The sequence below is a fragment of the Actinospineispora acaciae DSM 45401 genome (assembly GCF_000620785.1).
Classification (GTDB): domain Bacteria; phylum Actinomycetota; class Actinomycetes; order Mycobacteriales; family Pseudonocardiaceae; genus Pseudonocardia; species Pseudonocardia acaciae.
Window position 1 is genome coordinate 63,468 of sequence record NZ_JIAI01000011.1, and the last position, 15,556, is coordinate 79,023.

Below are 15,556 nucleotides of genomic sequence, written 5' to 3' on the forward strand. Positions count from 1 at the left end.
ACCATGGGACTAGAGGAGAAACTCCCGAGCGGTGTGCTGCTGGCCAGCGTGGAGAAGCTGGTCAACTGGACCCGTAAGTCCTCGCTGTGGCCGGCCACCTTCGGGCTGGCCTGCTGCGCGATCGAGATGATGACCACCGGCGCGCCCCGCTACGACCTGGCCCGGTTCGGCATGGAGGTGTTCCGCGCCTCGCCCCGCCAGGCCGACCTGATGATCGTGGCCGGCCGGGTGAGCCAGAAGATGGCCCCGGTGCTGCGCCAGATCTACGACCAGATGCCCGAGCCGCGCTGGGTGCTGGCCATGGGCGTGTGCGCGTCCTCGGGCGGGATGTTCAACAACTACGCGATCGTGCAGGGCGTCGACCACATCGTGCCGGTGGACATGTACCTGCCCGGCTGCCCGCCACGCCCGGAAATGCTGATGGACGCCATCCTCAAGCTCCACGCGAAGATCATGGACGAGCCGCTCGGCCCGAAGCGGGCGGCGCTGCTCGCCGAGAGCGGCCACCGCACCGAGCTGATCCCGTCGTCTATCAAGTTTGCGAACAAGTGATGGCTGAGTCGAACGAACCGAGCACCCCGGAGCCGGGCGACGAGCACTCCTCGGCCGAGCGGCCCACCGAGAACGGCCTGGTTGCTCACGAGCCCAGCGGCGACGGCGGTCCGGTCGTGGCGGGGCACGAGCGGTCGGGCATGTTCGGCGTGCACGACAGCGGGGACACCTCAGGGTTCGGCGGGCTGCGACTGCCGGCCTACGCGCCGGCCCCGGCGGAGCGCCCGTACGGCGGCTGGTTCGACGACTTCGCCGACGAGCTGACCGCGTCGCTGGCCGAGCGGGGCATCGAGTCCAGCGCGATCCGGCAGGTCACCGTCGACCGGGGCGAGCTGACCCTGTACGTGCACCGGGACCGGATCCTCGACCTGTGCCGGACCATGCGCGACGACGAGGGCCTGCGGTTCGAGCTGCTGTCCAGCCTGTCCGGGGTGGACTACGGCGAGAAGGTCGCCGAGCGGCTGCACGTGGTCTACCACCTCACGTCGATGACCTACCGCCGTCGCGTCCGGCTGGAGGTCGCGGTGAGCGTGGAGGACCCGCACGTGCCCAGCGTCGTCGAGGTCTACCCGACGGCGGACTGGCAGGAGCGGGAGACCTGGGACATGTACGGCGTGATCTTCGACGGTCACCCCGCGCTGACCAGGATCCTGATGCCGGACGACTGGGAGGGCCACCCCCAGCGCAAGGACTACCCGCTGGGCGGGATCGCGGTGGAGTACAAGGGCGCCGAGATCCCCCCGCCCGACCAGCGGAGGAGCTACAGCTGATGACGACAGACCCGTACGCCGAGGAACGGATCACCACCGAGGGGCCGGTCTACACCGTGACCGGCGGCGACTGGGACTCCATCGTCGACTCGGTGACCGACGAGCACGACGAGCGGATCGTCGTCAACATGGGTCCGCAGCACCCGTCCACGCACGGCGTGCTGCGCCTGGTGCTGGAGCTGGAGGGCGAGACCGTCACCCAGGCCCGCTCGGTGATCGGCTACCTGCACACCGGCATCGAGAAGAACTGCGAGTACCGCACCTGGACGCAGGGCGTCACGTTCGTGACCCGCTGCGACTACCTGTCGCCGCTGTTCACCGAGACCGCCTACTGCCTGGCCACCGAGCGCCTGCTGGGAATCACCGCGCCCCGCCGCGCCCAGCTCGGCCGGGTGCTGCTGATGGAGATCAACCGGATCTCCTCGCACCTGGTCGCGATCGCCACCGGCGGCATGGAGCTGGGCGCGCTGACCGGCATGACCTCCGGCTTCCGCGAGCGCGAGGTCGCGCTGCACCTGCTGGAGCACCTCACCGGCCTGCGGATGAACCACGCCTACATCCGCCCCGGCGGCCTGGCCCAGGACTTCCCCGAGGACTACCGGGAAAAGATCCAGGAGTTCGTCGACTGGATGGACAAGTACCTGCCGTCCTACGACAAGCTCCTCACCGGCCAGCCCATCTGGAAGCAGCGGCTGGAAGGTGTCGGCTACCTCCCGGTGGACGGCTGCCTGGCGCTCGGCGCCACCGGACCGATCCTGCGTGCGGCCGGCTTGCCGTGGGACCTTCGTAAGACGGAGCCGTACTCCCTGTACGAGGAGTTCGACTTCGAGGTGCCCACCGCGACCGAGGCGGACTGCTACGCCCGCTACAAGCTGCGGGTGGCCGAGATGCACGAGTCGCTCAAGATCATCCGGCAGTGCCTGGAGAAGCTGGAGCCAGGGCCGGTGATGGTCGAGGACAAGAAGGTGGCCTGGCCGGCGCAGCTGTCGCTGGGCGCGGACGGGCTCGGCAACTCGCTGGAGCACGTTCGCAAGATCATGGGCCAGTCCATGGAATCCTTGATCCACCACTTCAAGCTGGTCACCGAGGGGTTCAAGGTGCCGCCCGGGCAGGCCTACTGCGCGGTGGAGTCGCCGCGCGGCGAGCTGGGCGCGCACCTGGTGTCCGACGGCGGCACCCGGCCGATGCGGGTGCACCTGCGCGAGCCCAGCTTCATCAACCTGCAGAGCATGCCGGCGATGAGCGAGGGCGGCATGATCGCCGACGTGATCGCGGCGGTGGCGTCGATTGACCCGGTGATGGGGGGATGCGACAGATGAGCGAGGTCCCGAGGGCGACGCCGGAGATGGCGGTGCCCCAGGCCGAGTCGACCGCCGAGGCGGAGTTCGACGAGCTGACCCGCCAGCGCGCGAAGCTGATCGTGTCCCGCTACCCGCACTCCCGGTCCGCGCTGCTGCCAATGTTGCACCTGGTGCAGTCCGTGCAGGGCTACGTCAGCCAGGCCGGCATCCAGTTCTGCGCCGAGCAGTTGGACCTGAGCACCGCCGAGGTCAGCGCGGTGGCCACCTTCTACACCATGTACAAGCGCCGCCCCGGCGGGGAGCACCTGGTCAGCGTGTGTACGAACACGCTGTGCGCCGCGATGGGCGGGGACAAGATCTACCAGCGGCTGTGCGAGCGGCTGGGCTCGGACGGGCGCCCGCTCAAGCACGAGGAGACCGCCGGCGACCCCGGCGCCACGGGCTCGATCACGCTGGAACACGCCGAGTGCCTGGCCGCCTGCGACCTGGCGCCGGTGATCCAGGTCAACTACGAGTACTACGACAAGCAGTCGCCGCGCTCGGCCACCGAGCTGGTGGACGCGCTGCGCCGGGGCGAGAAGCCGCCGCCCACCCGCGGCGCCCCGCTGACCGACTGGCGCACCGTCGAGCGCGAGCTGGCCGGGTTCTTCGACGACCTGCCGGCCGCCGCGGACGGCCCGAACGCCGCCGAGGAGACGTTCGCTGGCAACCGCCTCGCCGAGCAGAACGGCTGGGCCGCGCCCGCCATGCCGGAGAACGTCGAGCTGCCCCCCGTACCGGAGAAGAAGTGATGACGACCCCCGTAACCCCGGTGCTCACCCGCCGCTGGACCGCCGACCGGTCCTGGTCGCGGGAGACCTACGAGCGCACGAACGGCTACACGGCGCTGCGCACCGCCCTGGCCGCTCACCCGGACCAGCTGATCACGCTGGTCAAGGACTCCGGGCTGCGCGGGCGTGGCGGCGCCGGCTTCCCGACCGGCATGAAGTGGTCGTTCATCCCGCAGGGCGACTCCGGCCCGGCCGCCAAGCCGCACTACCTGGTGATCAACGCCGACGAGGGCGAGCCCGGGACCTGCAAGGACATCCCGATGATGATGGCCGACCCGCACGCGCTGGTCGAGGGCTGCATCATCACCAGCTACGCGATCAGGGCCAACTTCTGCGCCATCTACGTGCGCGGCGAGGCCCTGCACTGCATCCGCCGCGTCCAGCACGCCGTCAACGAGGCCTACGAGGCCGGCTACCTGGGCCGCGACATCCTGGGCAGCGGCTTCCACCTGGACATCGTGGTGCACGCCGGCGCCGGGGCGTACATCTGCGGCGAGGAGACCGCGCTGCTCGACTCGCTCGAAGGTCGTCGTGGTCAACCCCGTCTCAAGCCTCCGTTCCCGGCCACCGCCGGCCTCTACGCCGCACCCACCGTGGTGAACAACGTGGAGACCATCGCCAGCGTTCCCGACATCGTGAACGGCGGCAGCGACTGGTTCCGCGCGATGGGCACCGAGAAGAGCCCCGGCCCGAAGATCTACTCGCTGTCCGGGCACGTCGAGCGGCCCGGCCAGTACGAGGCGCCGCTGGGCACCACCCTGCGCGAGCTGCTGGAGCTGGCCGGCGGCATGAAGGACGGCATCCCGCTGAAGTTCTGGACGCCGGGCGGGTCGTCCACCCCGCTGTTCACCGCCGAGCACCTGGACGTACCGCTGGACTTCGAGGGCGCGGCGGCCGCCGGGTCCATGCTGGGCACCACCGCCGTGATGGTCTTCAACGAGACCGTCTCGGTGCCGTGGGCGGTGATGAAGTGGACCGAGTTCTACGAGCACGAGTCGTGCGGCAAGTGCACGCCGTGCCGCGAGGGCTGCTACTGGCTGGCCCAGGTCCTGGAGCGGATGGTGGCGGGCGAGGGCACCGAGGCGGATATCGACACCATGCTCGACGTCTGCGACAACATCCTCGGCCGCTCGTTCTGCGCGCTCGGTGACGGCGCGACCAGCCCGATCACCAGCGGGATCAAGTACTTCCGGCAGGAGTTCCTCGACCTGTGCAAGGCGCAGCCGGCGGTCCAGCGGCCGGAGCAGTTGGAAGAGCTGGTGGGGGCATGACTGTCACGCAAGACGCAACAACCGACGCGAGGCCGGTGCCGGAGGGGCACGTTCGGCTGACCATCGACGGCATCGAGGTGGACGCCCCCAAGGGCGAGATCCTGATCCGCACCTGCGAGCGGCTGGGCATCATCGTGCCCCGGTTCTGCGACCACCCGCTGCTGGAGCCGGCCGGTGCCTGCCGGCAGTGCCTGGTCGAGGTGGAGCTGGGCGGGCGGCCGATGCCCAAGCCGCAGGCGTCGTGCACGATGACGGTCGCCGACGGCATGGTGGTGCGCACCCAGCACACCTCGAAGGTCGCGGACAAGGCGCAGCAGGGCGTGATGGAGCTGCTGCTGATCAACCACCCGCTGGACTGCCCGATCTGCGACAAGGGCGGCGAGTGCCCGCTGCAGAACCAGGCCATGTCCAACGGCCGCGCCGACTCCCGGTTCATCGACCGCAAGCGCACGTTCCCCAAGCCGATCCCGATCTCCACGCAGGTGCTGCTGGACCGCGAGCGCTGCGTGCTCTGCCAGCGGTGTACGCGGTTCTCCGAGCAGATCGCCGGCGACCCGTTCATCGAGCTGCTCGAACGCGGCGCCGAGCAGCAGATTGGCGTGGCCGAGGACAAGCCGTTCCAGTCCTACTTCTCCGGGAACACCATCCAGATCTGCCCGGTCGGGGCGCTGACCAGCGCGGCCTACCGTTTCCGCTCGCGCCCGTTCGACCTGGTGTCCACCCCGTCGGTGTGCGAGCACTGCGCGGGCGGCTGCGCGCAGCGCAACGACACCCGGCGCGGCACCGTGATGCGCCGGCTGGCCGGCAACGACCCCGAGGTCAACGAGGAGTGGAACTGCGACAAGGGCCGGTTCGCGTTCCGGTACCTGACCTCGAAGGGACGCATCGAGCGGCCGCTGGTCCGCGGTGAGGACGGCGAACTGCGCGAGACGTCCTGGACGGAGGCGCTGCGGACGGCCGCCGAGGGGCTGATCGCCGCCCGCGAGGGCACACTGCCAGAAAGCGCGACTCACCCTGACGAAATCCCCGACTCGCGGAGTGGTGCGCGCGGGCTGGGCGTGCTTGTGGGTGGGCGTGTCACGTACGAGGACGCGTATGCGTATGCCAAGTTCGCTCGGGTGGCGGGGCGGACCAATGACGTGGACTTTCGGGGGCGGCCGCATAGTGCGGAGGAGTTGGAGTTCCTGGGCGCGCACGTTGTCGGCACGAACCCGGAGAACGGTGGGCTGACGTACGGCGCGGTGGAGGCGGCGCCGGCGGCGCTGGTCGTGGCGCTGGACCCGGAGGAGGAGGCGGGCATCCTGTTCCTGCGCTTGCGCAAGGCCGTGCGCAAGGGCGGGCTGCGGGTGTTCCACCTGGGGCAGTGGACGACGCCGAGCGTGCGCAAGACGAACGCCACCTTGATCCCGGCGGTCCCGGGGGACGAGCCGGCCGTGCTCGCCGGCTTGGACGGTGACGTGGTGGAGGCGCTGGGCCAGCCGGGCGCGGCGATCCTGGTCGGCGAGCGGGCGGCGGAGGTGCCCGGGCTGTACTCGGCGGTGTCCGAGCTGGCCGCGCGCACCGGCGCCACCATCGGCTGGGTACCGCGCCGGGCCGGCGACCGAGGCGCGCTGGAGGCCGGCGCGGTGCCGAATCTGCTGCCCGGCGGCCGCCCGGTCACCGACGCCCAAGCCCGTGCCGAAGTGGCCACCGCCTGGAACGTCGACGACCTCCCGACCCAACCCGGCCGCGACACGTCCGCGATCCTGGCCGCCGCCGCAAACGGCGAGCTGGCCGGCCTCGTGGTCGGCGGCCTCGACCCGTACGACCTGGCCGACCCGGAGGCCGCCCTGACCGGCCTGCGCGCCGCCGGCTTCGTCGTGAGCCTGGAGCTGCACACCTCCGCCGTGACCGAGCTGGCCGACGTGGTCCTCCCGGTCGCCCCCGACGTCAACCGCTCCGGCAGCTACCTGAACTGGGAAGGCCGCCGCCGCGCTTTCGACGTCACCCTCGAGGCCCCCGGCATGCTCCCCGACTGCCGAGTCCTGGACACCCTCGCCGTAGAAATGGACGTCGACCTCTACACCCAGACCCCGCACGCCGCCGCATCCGAGCTCGCCCGCCTAACCCCCCGCGAGTCGGGGATTTTGTCAGGGCGAGTCGCGGATTCTGTCAGGGGCACGCCCGCGCAGTCGCCGCAAGACGGGCAGGCCGTGCTGGCGAGCTGGCGGCAGCTGTTGGACGAGTCGTCGCTGGGCGTGGACGAGCCGCACCTGGCCGGGACCGCGCGGGCGCCCGAGGCGAGGGTGAACGCGGAGACGGCCGGGCGGCTCGGGTTGAGCGAGGGCGAGCCGGCGGTGGTGGCCACCGAGCAGGGCGCGATCTCGCTGCCGGTGCGGCTGGCCGACCTGCCCGACGGCGTGGTGTGGGTGCCGGCGCACTCGCCCGGCGCCAGGGTTCGGGCCACGCTCGGCGCCGGTCACGGCGATCTGGTCACGGTCACGGCGGGCACGGTTCAGGGCGAACCGGTCGGCGCCGCCTCGGAAGGACGGTCATGACGACGCTGCTGGCCGCGCACGCCGGGGGGCTCCTGGCTGCATTGTCTGGCGAGCGCGCAAGCTTGCTCGCGGCGAACGCGGAGGAGACCGAGCGGCTGCTCGCCGACGACCCGATCTGGCTGGTCATCCTCAAGGTGGTCGCGCTGTTCGCGATCGGCGTGGTGCTGACCCTGTTCATGATCAACTGGGAGCGCAAGGTCGTCGGCCGGATGCAGCACCGGCCCGGGCCGAACCGGGTCGGGCCGAACGGCTGGCTGCAGTCGCTCGCGGACGGGCTCAAGCTCGCGTTCAAGGAAGACATCATGCCGGTCACGGCGGACAAGGTGGTGTTCTTCCTGGCGCCGGTGATCTCCACGATCCCGGCCTTCGTGGCGTTCTCGGTGATCCCGTTCGGGCCGGAAGTGTCGATCTTCGGCGAGCACACGGTGCTGCAGCTGACCGACCTGCCGGTGGGGCTGCTGGTGGTGCTGGCCTGCTCCTCGCTCGGGGTGTACGGCATCGTGCTCTCCGGCTGGTCGTCCGGATCGCCGTACCCGCTGCTCGGCGCGCTGCGCTCGGCCGCGCAGGTGATCTCGTACGAGATCGCGATGGGGCTGTCCATCGTGGCGGTGGTGCTCTACTCGGGCACGCTGTCCACCGCCGGGATCGTGGACGCCCAGAAGGACGGCTGGTACATCTGGCTGCTGCTGCCCAGCTTCGTGGTGTTCTGCATCTCCATGGTCGGCGAGACCAACCGCGCCCCGTTCGACCTCCCGGAGGCGGAGTCCGAGCTGGTCGGCGGGTTCCACACGGAGTACTCCTCGCTGAAGTTCGCGCTGTTCTTCCTCGCCGAGTACGTGAACATGGTGACCGTCTCCGCGATGGCCACCACGTTCTTCCTCGGCGGGTGGCGGGCGCCGTGGCCGCTGAGCCTGTGGGAGGGCGCGAACCAGGGCTGGTGGCCGATGGTGTGGTTCATCGGCAAGATGCTGGTCTTCCTGTTCGTGTTCATCTGGCTGCGCGGCACGCTGCCCCGGCTGCGCTACGACCAGTTCATGCGGCTGGGCTGGAAGGGCCTGGTGCCGGCCAGCCTGCTGTGGATCCTGATGATCTTCGCCATCCGGACGTACCGGAACACCGGCGGCGGGGTCACCCTCGCGGTGGTGATCGGGATCGTGGTGGTGGCCGCGCTGATCTTCGCGTTCCTGATGCCCGAGCAGCGGCGGCCGGAGTCCGCGGAGGTCGAGGTGGCCTCGGACTACCCGGTGCCGCCGCTGGACCTGAAGGTGCCGACGCAACCGAGGCACCGGCTGCGGGCGCGGACGGTCGCGGAGGGCGAGCGGTCCGAGGGCGCGGCCCTGACCAGTGCACCCAGCAATGCAGGGAGCAACGACGATGTTTGATGCCTTCAAAGGCTTCGGCGTCACCTTCGGCACGATGTTCAAGAAGGTGGTCACCGAGCAGTACCCGGAGGACTTCCGGCCCACCGCGCCGCGCTACCACGGCCGCCACCAGCTCAACCGGCACCCGGACGGGCTGGAGAAGTGCGTGGGCTGCGAGCTGTGCGCCTGGGCCTGCCCGGCCGACGCGATCTTCGTCGAGGGCGGGAACAACACCGAGGAGGAGCGCTACTCCCCGGGTGAGCGCTACGGCAAGGACTACCAGATCAACTACCTGCGGTGCATCGGCTGCGGGCTGTGCGTGGAGGCCTGTCCGACCAGGTCTTTGACGATGATCAACTTCTACGAGCTGGCCGACGACGACCGGCAGCACCTGATCTACACCAAGGAACAGCTGATGGCCCCGCTGCTGCCGGGCATGGAGCAGCCGCCGCACCCGATGCGCCTCGGCGACGACGAGCAGGACTACTACGTCCAGGCTCCCGCCCAGGCCCGCGACCCAGAGGTGTCCGATCCGGTGGGGGAGCAGGTGAAGTGAGCACGCTCGTACTCGCGCAGGCCGCGGCGGACACCGGCGGGCCCGTGACGATCGGTGAGGCCGTCGCGTTCTGGATCCTCGGCCCGATCGCGCTGGCCGGGGCGCTGGGCATGGTGTTCGCCCGCAACGCCGTGCACTCCGCGCTCTGGCTGGCCATGACCATGCTCAGCCTGGGCGCGCTGTACATGGCGCAGCAGGCGCCGTTCCTCGGCTTCGTGCAGATCATCGTCTACACCGGCGCGGTGATGATGCTGTTCCTGTTCGTGCTGATGCTGGTCGGGCGGGACAGCTCGGACTCGGTGGTGGAGGTGCTGCGCGGGCAGCGGCTGGCCGGCGCGGTGCTCGGCATCGGCCTGGCCGGGCTGTTGGTCGGCGGGCTCGCCCCGTCGCTGACGGCGGTCACCCCGGCCGGGCTGGGCGGCGCGAACGCGGCCGGCGGCCAGGCCGGCAACGTGGCCAGCCTCGGCAACCTGATCTTCACCAAGTACCTGTTCGCCTTCGAGCTGACCTCCGCGCTGCTGATCACCGCCGCGCTGGGCGCCATGCTGCTGGCGTTCTCGCAGCGCAAGCACGCGGCCAAGCGCGGCCAGCGGGCCACCGTGGAGGCCAGGCTGCGCGGCGAGCACGACAGGATCTCGCCGCTGCCCGGCCCCGGCGTGTTCGCCACCACCAACTCGGTGGCCACCCCGGCGCTGCTGCCGGACGGCTCGATCGCGCCGGAGTCGCTGTCCGAGATCATCGAGTCGGTGCCGGCCGAGGAGGAGCCCGAGCTGCCCGCCCCGGACGCGCACGCGCTCACCGGCGGCGGTCCCGCCGAGCTTGCGGAGCGCGAGGAGAGCCAGCGATGACCCCCACGTACTACCTGCTGCTGTCCGCGCTGCTGTTCACCATCGGCGCGGTCGGGGTGCTGGTCCGCCGCAACGCCATCGTGGTGTTCATGTGCATCGAGCTGATGCTCAACGCGGTGAACCTGACCCTGGTCACCTTCTCCCGGATCAACGGCGCGCTGGACGGCCAGGTCATGGCGTTCTTCGTGATGGTCGTCGCCGCCGCCGAGGTGGTGGTCGGGCTGGCCATCATCATGTCCATCTTCCGCACCCGCCGCTCGTCCTCCGTCGACGACGCCAACCTGCTCAAGTACTAGGAGTCGACCTTGTTCAGCTCCCCAACGTCGCTCCTTGCGGTCGGTGATGTCGCGCCGGCCACCGGGCTCGGTTCGTACGCCTGGTTGCTGTTCGCGCTGCCGGCGGCGGGCGCGGCGGTGTTGTTCCTGGCCGGGCGGAGGGCGAACGCCTGGGGGCACGTGCTGGGCTGCCTGACCGTGCTCGCCTCGTTCGCCATCGGGCTCACGCTGTTCTTCCAGGCGCTCGGCGCCGCGCCCGAGCAGCGCACCACCGAGCTCAAGCTGTTCAGCTGGATCGCGGTGAACGACCTGCACGTGGACTTCGGGCTGCGCCTGGACCCGCTGTCGCTGACGTTCGTACTCCTGATCACCGGCGTCGGCTCGCTGATCCACATCTACTCGATCGGCTACATGGCCGAGGATCCGGGCCGGCGGCGGTTCTTCGCCCAGCTCAACCTGTTCGTCACGGCGATGTTGCTGCTGGTGCTCGGCAACAACTTCGTGCTGCTCTACCTGGGCTGGGAGGGCGTCGGCCTGGCGTCGTACCTGCTCATCGGGTGGTACCAGGACCGCCCCTCGGCGGCCACCGCCGCGAAGAAGGCGTTCCTGATGAACCGGGTCGGCGACGTCGGCCTGGCGTTGGCGATCTTCCTGCTCTGGACGAACCTGGGCACCATCCAGTACAGCGAGGTGTTCGCGCGCGTCGGCGAGCTGGGTCACGGCACGGTGCTGGCGATCTGCGTGCTGCTGCTGCTCGGCGCCTGCGGCAAGTCCGGCCAGTTCCCGCTGCAGGCCTGGTTGCCGGACGCGATGGAGGGCCCGACCCCGGTGTCCGCGCTCATCCACGCCGCAACCATGGTCACCGCCGGTGTCTACCTGGTCGCGCGGACCAACCCGATCTACAACGTGAGCGACGACGGCCGGCTGATCGTGACCCTGGTCGGGGTGATCACGCTGCTCATCGGCGCGATCATCGGCTGCGCGTACGACGACATCAAGAAGGTCCTGGCGTACTCCACGGTCAGCCAGATCGGCTACATGATGCTCGGCGTCGGGCTCGGGCCGGCCGGCTACGCGCTGGGCATCTTCCACCTGCTCACCCACGGCTTCTTCAAGGCCGGGCTGTTCCTCGGCGCCGGCTCGGTGATGCACGGCATGAACGACAACGTGGACATGCGCCACTACGGCGGGCTGCGCAAGTACATGCCGATCACCTTCTGGACGTTCGGGCTGGGCTACCTGGCGCTGATCGGGTTCCCGTTCCTGTCCGGCTACTTCTCCAAGGACGCGATCATCGAGGCGGCCGCCGCGCAGCCGGGCTGGCGCGGGGTGGTGATGGGCGGCGCCGCCATGCTGGCCGCCGGACTCACCGCGTTCTACATGACCCGGCTGATGCTGATGACCTTCTTCGGCAAGGAACGCTGGAAGGAGCTGCGCGCGCCGGACGGGCACGAGTACCACCCGCACGAGTCGCCGGCGGTGATGACCATCCCGATGGTGCTGCTGGCGGTCGGCTCAGTGTTCGCCGGGTTCGCGCTGCAGTCCAACCACGCGATCATGAAGTGGCTCTCCCCTACGCTCGGCGAGCTGGAAGAGGGCGGGCACGGCATCCTGTCGCACACCACGGTGGCCACCGGCACCCTGGTGCTCTCCGCGCTGGGCGTGCTGATCGCGTACCTGGTGGTCGGCCGGCGGGCGGTGCCGGTCACGCGGCCGGAGCCGGTGTCGTTCCCGGTACAGGCCGCGCGCCGCGACCTGTACGCCAACGCGATCAACGAGGCGCTCATCGCCCGGCCAGGCACCTGGTTGTCGCGCGCGCTGGTGTTCCTGGACAACAAGGGCGTGGACGGCATCGTGAACGGGATCGCCGCCCTGCTCGGGGGGACTTCCGGGCGGATGCGCCGGTTGCAGACCGGGTTCGTGCGCTCCTACGCGCTGAGCATGCTCGGCGGCACTGTACTGATCATCGCGGCGCTGCTGGCCGTCCGCTTCGGGACCCAGTGAGGACTATTCGGTGAACGTGTCTCAGAGCTCCCTGTTGCTCATCCTGCTGCTGCTCCCGCTGGTCGGGGCGGGGGCGGTGGCCACGCTGAAGGAGAACGCGCGCGCGGCCAAGGCGATGGCGATGGTCTTCGCGCTGGCCGAGCTGGCGCTGACGGCGGTGGCCTGGTTCTCCTACTCGATCGGGCTGGCCTACCTGACCCGGTTCCAGCTGGTGTTCGACGTGCCGTGGATCCCGGCGTTCGGCACCCGGCTCAGCCTGGGCGTGGACGGCATCGCGCTGGTCATGCTGGCGCTGATCGCGGTGCTGGTGCCGATCGTGATGGGCTCGTCGTGGGCGGACCGGCTGCCGGAGGGGCGCAGCGCGGCCGGCTTCTACTCGCTGCTGCTGGCGACGCAGGGCCTGCTGGTCGGCGTGTTCGCGGCCACCGACGTGTTCCTGTTCTACGTGTTCTTCGAGGCCATGCTGGTGCCGATGTACTTCCTCATCGGCCGGTTCGGCGGGCCGAAGCGGCAGTACGCGGCCGTGAAGTTCTTCCTGTACTCGCTGCTCGGCGGGCTGATCATGCTCGGTTCGGTGATCGGGCTGTACGTGGTCAGCGCGGACCGGCTGCCCACGGGTGGCACGTTCAGCTGGACCGCGCTGCAGTCGCTGGCGGCGAGCGTGCCCGAGTCGGTGCAGATCTGGCTGTTCCTCGGGTTCTTCGTGGCGTTCGCGATCAAGGCCCCGCTGGTGCCGCTGCACACCTGGCTGCCCGACGCCGGTGCCGAGGCGCCGATCGGGGCCGGCGTGCTGCTGGTCGGCGTGCTGGACAAGGTGGCCACCTTCGGCTTCCTGCGCTACTGCCTGCCGCTGTTCCCGGCCGCGTCCAAGACGCTGGCGCCGCTGGTGCTGGTGCTGTCCGTGATCGGGATCATCTACGCGGCGCTGCTCGCGGTCGGCCAGGACGACATGAAGCGGTTCGTGTCGTACACCTCGATCGCGCACTTCGGGTTCATCTCGCTGGGCATCTTCGCGTTCTCGTCCCAGGCGTTCGCCGGCTCGGTGCTGTACATGGTCAACCACGGCATCACCACCGGCATGCTGTTCATCACCGTGGGCATGCTGATCGCGCGCGGCGAGTCGCGGCTGATCTCCGACTACGGCGGGGTGTCCAAGCTGACCCCGGCGCTGGCCGGGTCGTTCCTGGTGGCCGGGCTGGCCTCGCTGGCGCTGCCGGGCACGAACTCGTTCGTCAGCGAGTTCCTGGTGCTGATCGGGTCGTTCCCGCGCGAGCCGGTGTACACGATCATCGCAACGGTCGGGATCATCTTCGCCGCGCTGTACGTGCTGTGGGTGTACCAGCGGCTGTTCCAGGGGCCGGTGCGGGGAAACGCGGTGCTCGCGTCCGTGCCGGGGCCGGGCTCGGTCGGTGACCCGGCGGTGCGCGGGGCGTTCGCGGACCTGACCCGCCGGGAGATCGGCGTGCTGGTCCCGCTGGTCGCGCTGGTGCTGGCGATCGGCTTCTTCCCGGGGCCGGTGCTGGACGTGATCAACCCGTCGGTGACGGCGACCATGCATGAGGTCGGGTTGCCCGACCCGGTTGGAGGGTTGAAGTGATGTTCCTGGCTCAGGGGGCGGTGGCGGAGGTGCCCTCGGTGGCGTACTTCCCGCTGTCCCCGCTGCTGGTCATCCTGGCGGCGGCCTGCCTCGGCGTGCTGGTGGAGGCGTTTCTGCCCCGGCACCAGCGGTGGGCCTCGCAGGTCACGCTGACCCTGCTGGCGCTGGTGGTGGCCGGGGTGCTGCTCGGCGCGTACGCGGTCGGCGGCGCGAAGCCGGTGGTGACGCTGGCCGGCTCGATCTCGGTGGACCGCCCGACGCTGTTCCTGTGGGGCACCCTGCTGGCGCTCGGGCTCGGCGGCGTGCTGTTGATCGCGGACCGCTCGGTGGAGCCGGGCGGGTCGTTCATCACTGACGCCGCGGGCGTGGAGACCGCTCGGGTGCCGGCGGCGGTCGGTGCGGGCGGCAACGGCCCCGGCTCCGGTGAGACCCGGCGCGAGGTGATCCCGCCGGGCACGCCGCAGGACCGGATCACCGCCGGGCGGGCCGGCATGCAGACCGAGGTGCTGCCGCTGACCCTGTTCGCGCTGGCCGGCATGATGACCTTCTGCGCGGCCAACGACCTGCTGACCATGTTCGTCGCGCTCGAGGTCCTGAGCCTGCCGCTGTACCTGCTGTGCGGGCTGGCGCGGCGGCGCCGGCTGCTCTCCCAGGAGGCGGCCGTCAAGTACTTCCTGCTGGGGGCGTTCGCCTCGGCGTTCTTCCTGTACGGGCTGGCGCTGCTGTACGGCTACGCGGGCTCGGTGAAGCTGGCCGACATCGCGGCGGCCTCGGCCGGCTCGCAGCGCTCGGACACGCTGCTGTTCGGCGGGCTGGCGCTGCTGGTGGTGGGGCTGCTGTTCAAGGCCTCGGTCGGGCCGTTCCACACCTGGACCCCGGACGTCTACCAGGGCGCGCCGACCCCGGTCACCGCGTTCATGTCGGCGGCGACCAAGGTGGCGGCGTTCGGCGCCATCCTGCGGGTGCTCACCGTCGGGTTCGGGGTGACCCGGTGGGAGTGGCGCGGGGTGCTCTGGGCCGTGGCGATCGCGTCCATGGTGATCGGCGCGGTGATCGGCCTCACCCAGACCGACATCAAGCGCCTCGTCGCCTACTCCTCGGTGGCGCACGCCGGTTTCATCCTGGTCGGCGCGATCGCGATCACCGAGTCCGGGCTGTCCGGCACGCTGTTCTACCTGCTCACCTACGGCTTCACCTCGCTGGCGGTGTTCGCGGTGATCAGCCTGGTGCGCGACGGCAACGGCGAGGCCACCCACCTGTCCCAGTGGGCCGGCCTGGCCAAGCGCTCCCCGGTGACCGCCGCGATCATGTCGTTCCTGCTGCTCGCGCTCGCCGGCATCCCGCTGACCAGCGGCTTCACCGGCAAGTTCGCGGTGTTCTCGGCGGCGCTGGCGGACGGCATGGCACCGCTCGTGATCATCGCCCTGGTGGCGAGCGCGGTGGCCGCGTTCTTCTACCTGCGGGTGATCGTGCTCATGTACTTCAGCGAGCCCGCGCCGGACGGCCCCACCGTGACCGTCCCCGGCGCGTTCACCACCGCCGCGATCACGCTGGGCGTGCTCATCACGCTGCTGCTCGGGGTGGTTCCCACGTTGGCCTTGACGTGGGCGGGCGCCGGAGGGTTCGTAAGCTGAAAGGCGTGCAGGAATCGAGT

Annotated in this window: 13 protein-coding genes; all 13 read left to right on the top strand. The window is 70.3% G+C overall.

The window, feature by feature from the left end; all coding sequences use genetic code 11:
- Positions 1-3 precede the first annotated feature (3 nt).
- The 13 genes from N912_RS0135615 (at position 4) to nuoN (ending at position 15,536) form a co-directional block, all read left to right on the top strand.
- Entirely contained in the window at positions 4-552 is a 549-nt protein-coding gene (locus N912_RS0135615; protein WP_028926179.1) for an NADH-quinone oxidoreductase subunit NuoB, read from the top strand.
- Positions 552-1,322: an NADH-quinone oxidoreductase subunit C gene (locus tag N912_RS0135620; protein WP_028926180.1), complete on the top strand. Its 771-nt coding sequence runs from the start codon at positions 552-554 to the stop codon at positions 1,320-1,322. The genes N912_RS0135615 and N912_RS0135620 overlap by 1 nt, the downstream gene beginning before the upstream one ends.
- Positions 1,322-2,641 (top strand): NADH-quinone oxidoreductase subunit D, encoded by a 1,320-nt coding sequence (locus N912_RS0135625; protein ID WP_037068341.1) that lies wholly within the window; start codon positions 1,322-1,324, stop codon positions 2,639-2,641. Before N912_RS0135620 ends, N912_RS0135625 begins: the two co-directional genes overlap by 1 nt.
- Positions 2,629-3,414 carry an NADH-quinone oxidoreductase subunit NuoE gene (gene nuoE, locus N912_RS0135630; RefSeq protein ID WP_084211506.1) on the top strand — a complete coding sequence of 262 codons (786 nt, stop codon included), beginning with the start codon at positions 2,629-2,631 and terminating at the stop codon, positions 3,412-3,414. The genes N912_RS0135625 and nuoE overlap by 13 nt, the downstream gene beginning before the upstream one ends.
- Positions 3,414-4,724, top strand: a complete 1,311-nt coding sequence (gene nuoF, locus N912_RS0135635) for an NADH-quinone oxidoreductase subunit NuoF (RefSeq protein ID WP_028926183.1) — start codon at positions 3,414-3,416, stop codon at positions 4,722-4,724. The genes nuoE and nuoF overlap by 1 nt, the downstream gene beginning before the upstream one ends.
- Complete coding sequence (locus N912_RS0135640) at positions 4,721-7,261, top strand: NADH-quinone oxidoreductase subunit G (protein WP_028926184.1); 2,541 nt, start codon at positions 4,721-4,723, stop codon at positions 7,259-7,261. Before nuoF ends, N912_RS0135640 begins: the two co-directional genes overlap by 4 nt.
- Entirely contained in the window at positions 7,258-8,643 is a 1,386-nt protein-coding gene (nuoH, locus tag N912_RS56720) for an NADH-quinone oxidoreductase subunit NuoH (protein ID WP_084211507.1), read from the top strand. The genes N912_RS0135640 and nuoH overlap by 4 nt, the downstream gene beginning before the upstream one ends.
- Positions 8,636-9,178: an NADH-quinone oxidoreductase subunit NuoI gene (gene nuoI, locus N912_RS0135650; RefSeq protein WP_028926185.1), complete on the top strand. Its 543-nt coding sequence runs from the start codon at positions 8,636-8,638 to the stop codon at positions 9,176-9,178. Before nuoH ends, nuoI begins: the two co-directional genes overlap by 8 nt.
- Positions 9,175-10,026 (top strand): NADH-quinone oxidoreductase subunit J, encoded by an 852-nt coding sequence (locus N912_RS0135655; protein WP_028926186.1) that lies wholly within the window; start codon positions 9,175-9,177, stop codon positions 10,024-10,026. Before nuoI ends, N912_RS0135655 begins: the two co-directional genes overlap by 4 nt.
- Positions 10,023-10,322, top strand: coding sequence for an NADH-quinone oxidoreductase subunit NuoK (nuoK, locus tag N912_RS0135660; protein ID WP_028926187.1), 300 nt, complete (start codon positions 10,023-10,025; stop codon positions 10,320-10,322). Before N912_RS0135655 ends, nuoK begins: the two co-directional genes overlap by 4 nt.
- A gap of 84 nt (positions 10,323-10,406) precedes the next feature.
- A complete protein-coding gene (gene nuoL, locus N912_RS0135665) occupies positions 10,407-12,305 on the top strand; it encodes an NADH-quinone oxidoreductase subunit L (RefSeq protein WP_028926188.1) in 1,899 nt (632 codons plus the stop codon).
- Positions 12,306-12,315: 10 nt separating this feature from the next.
- Entirely contained in the window at positions 12,316-13,902 is a 1,587-nt protein-coding gene (locus tag N912_RS0135670) for an NADH-quinone oxidoreductase subunit M (protein ID WP_245645665.1), read from the top strand.
- A complete protein-coding gene (gene nuoN, locus N912_RS0135675; RefSeq protein WP_037068344.1) occupies positions 13,902-15,536 on the top strand; it encodes an NADH-quinone oxidoreductase subunit NuoN in 1,635 nt (544 codons plus the stop codon). The genes N912_RS0135670 and nuoN overlap by 1 nt, the downstream gene beginning before the upstream one ends.
- Positions 15,537-15,556: the final 20 nt, after the last annotated feature.

Coding starts and splice junctions, on each gene's coding strand:
- N912_RS0135615 (WP_028926179.1), top strand. CDS start 4: ATGGGACTAGAGGAGAAACTCCCGAGCGGTGTGCTGCTGGCCAGCGTG.
- N912_RS0135620 (WP_028926180.1), top strand. CDS start 552: ATGGCTGAGTCGAACGAACCGAGCACCCCGGAGCCGGGCGACGAGCAC.
- N912_RS0135625 (WP_037068341.1), top strand. CDS start 1,322: ATGACGACAGACCCGTACGCCGAGGAACGGATCACCACCGAGGGGCCG.
- nuoE (WP_084211506.1), top strand. CDS start 2,629: ATGCGACAGATGAGCGAGGTCCCGAGGGCGACGCCGGAGATGGCGGTG.
- nuoF (WP_028926183.1), top strand. CDS start 3,414: ATGACGACCCCCGTAACCCCGGTGCTCACCCGCCGCTGGACCGCCGAC.
- N912_RS0135640 (WP_028926184.1), top strand. CDS start 4,721: ATGACTGTCACGCAAGACGCAACAACCGACGCGAGGCCGGTGCCGGAG.
- nuoH (WP_084211507.1), top strand. CDS start 7,258: ATGACGACGCTGCTGGCCGCGCACGCCGGGGGGCTCCTGGCTGCATTG.
- nuoI (WP_028926185.1), top strand. CDS start 8,636: ATGTTTGATGCCTTCAAAGGCTTCGGCGTCACCTTCGGCACGATGTTC.
- nuoK (WP_028926187.1), top strand. CDS start 10,023: ATGACCCCCACGTACTACCTGCTGCTGTCCGCGCTGCTGTTCACCATC.
- nuoN (WP_037068344.1), top strand. CDS start 13,902: ATGTTCCTGGCTCAGGGGGCGGTGGCGGAGGTGCCCTCGGTGGCGTAC.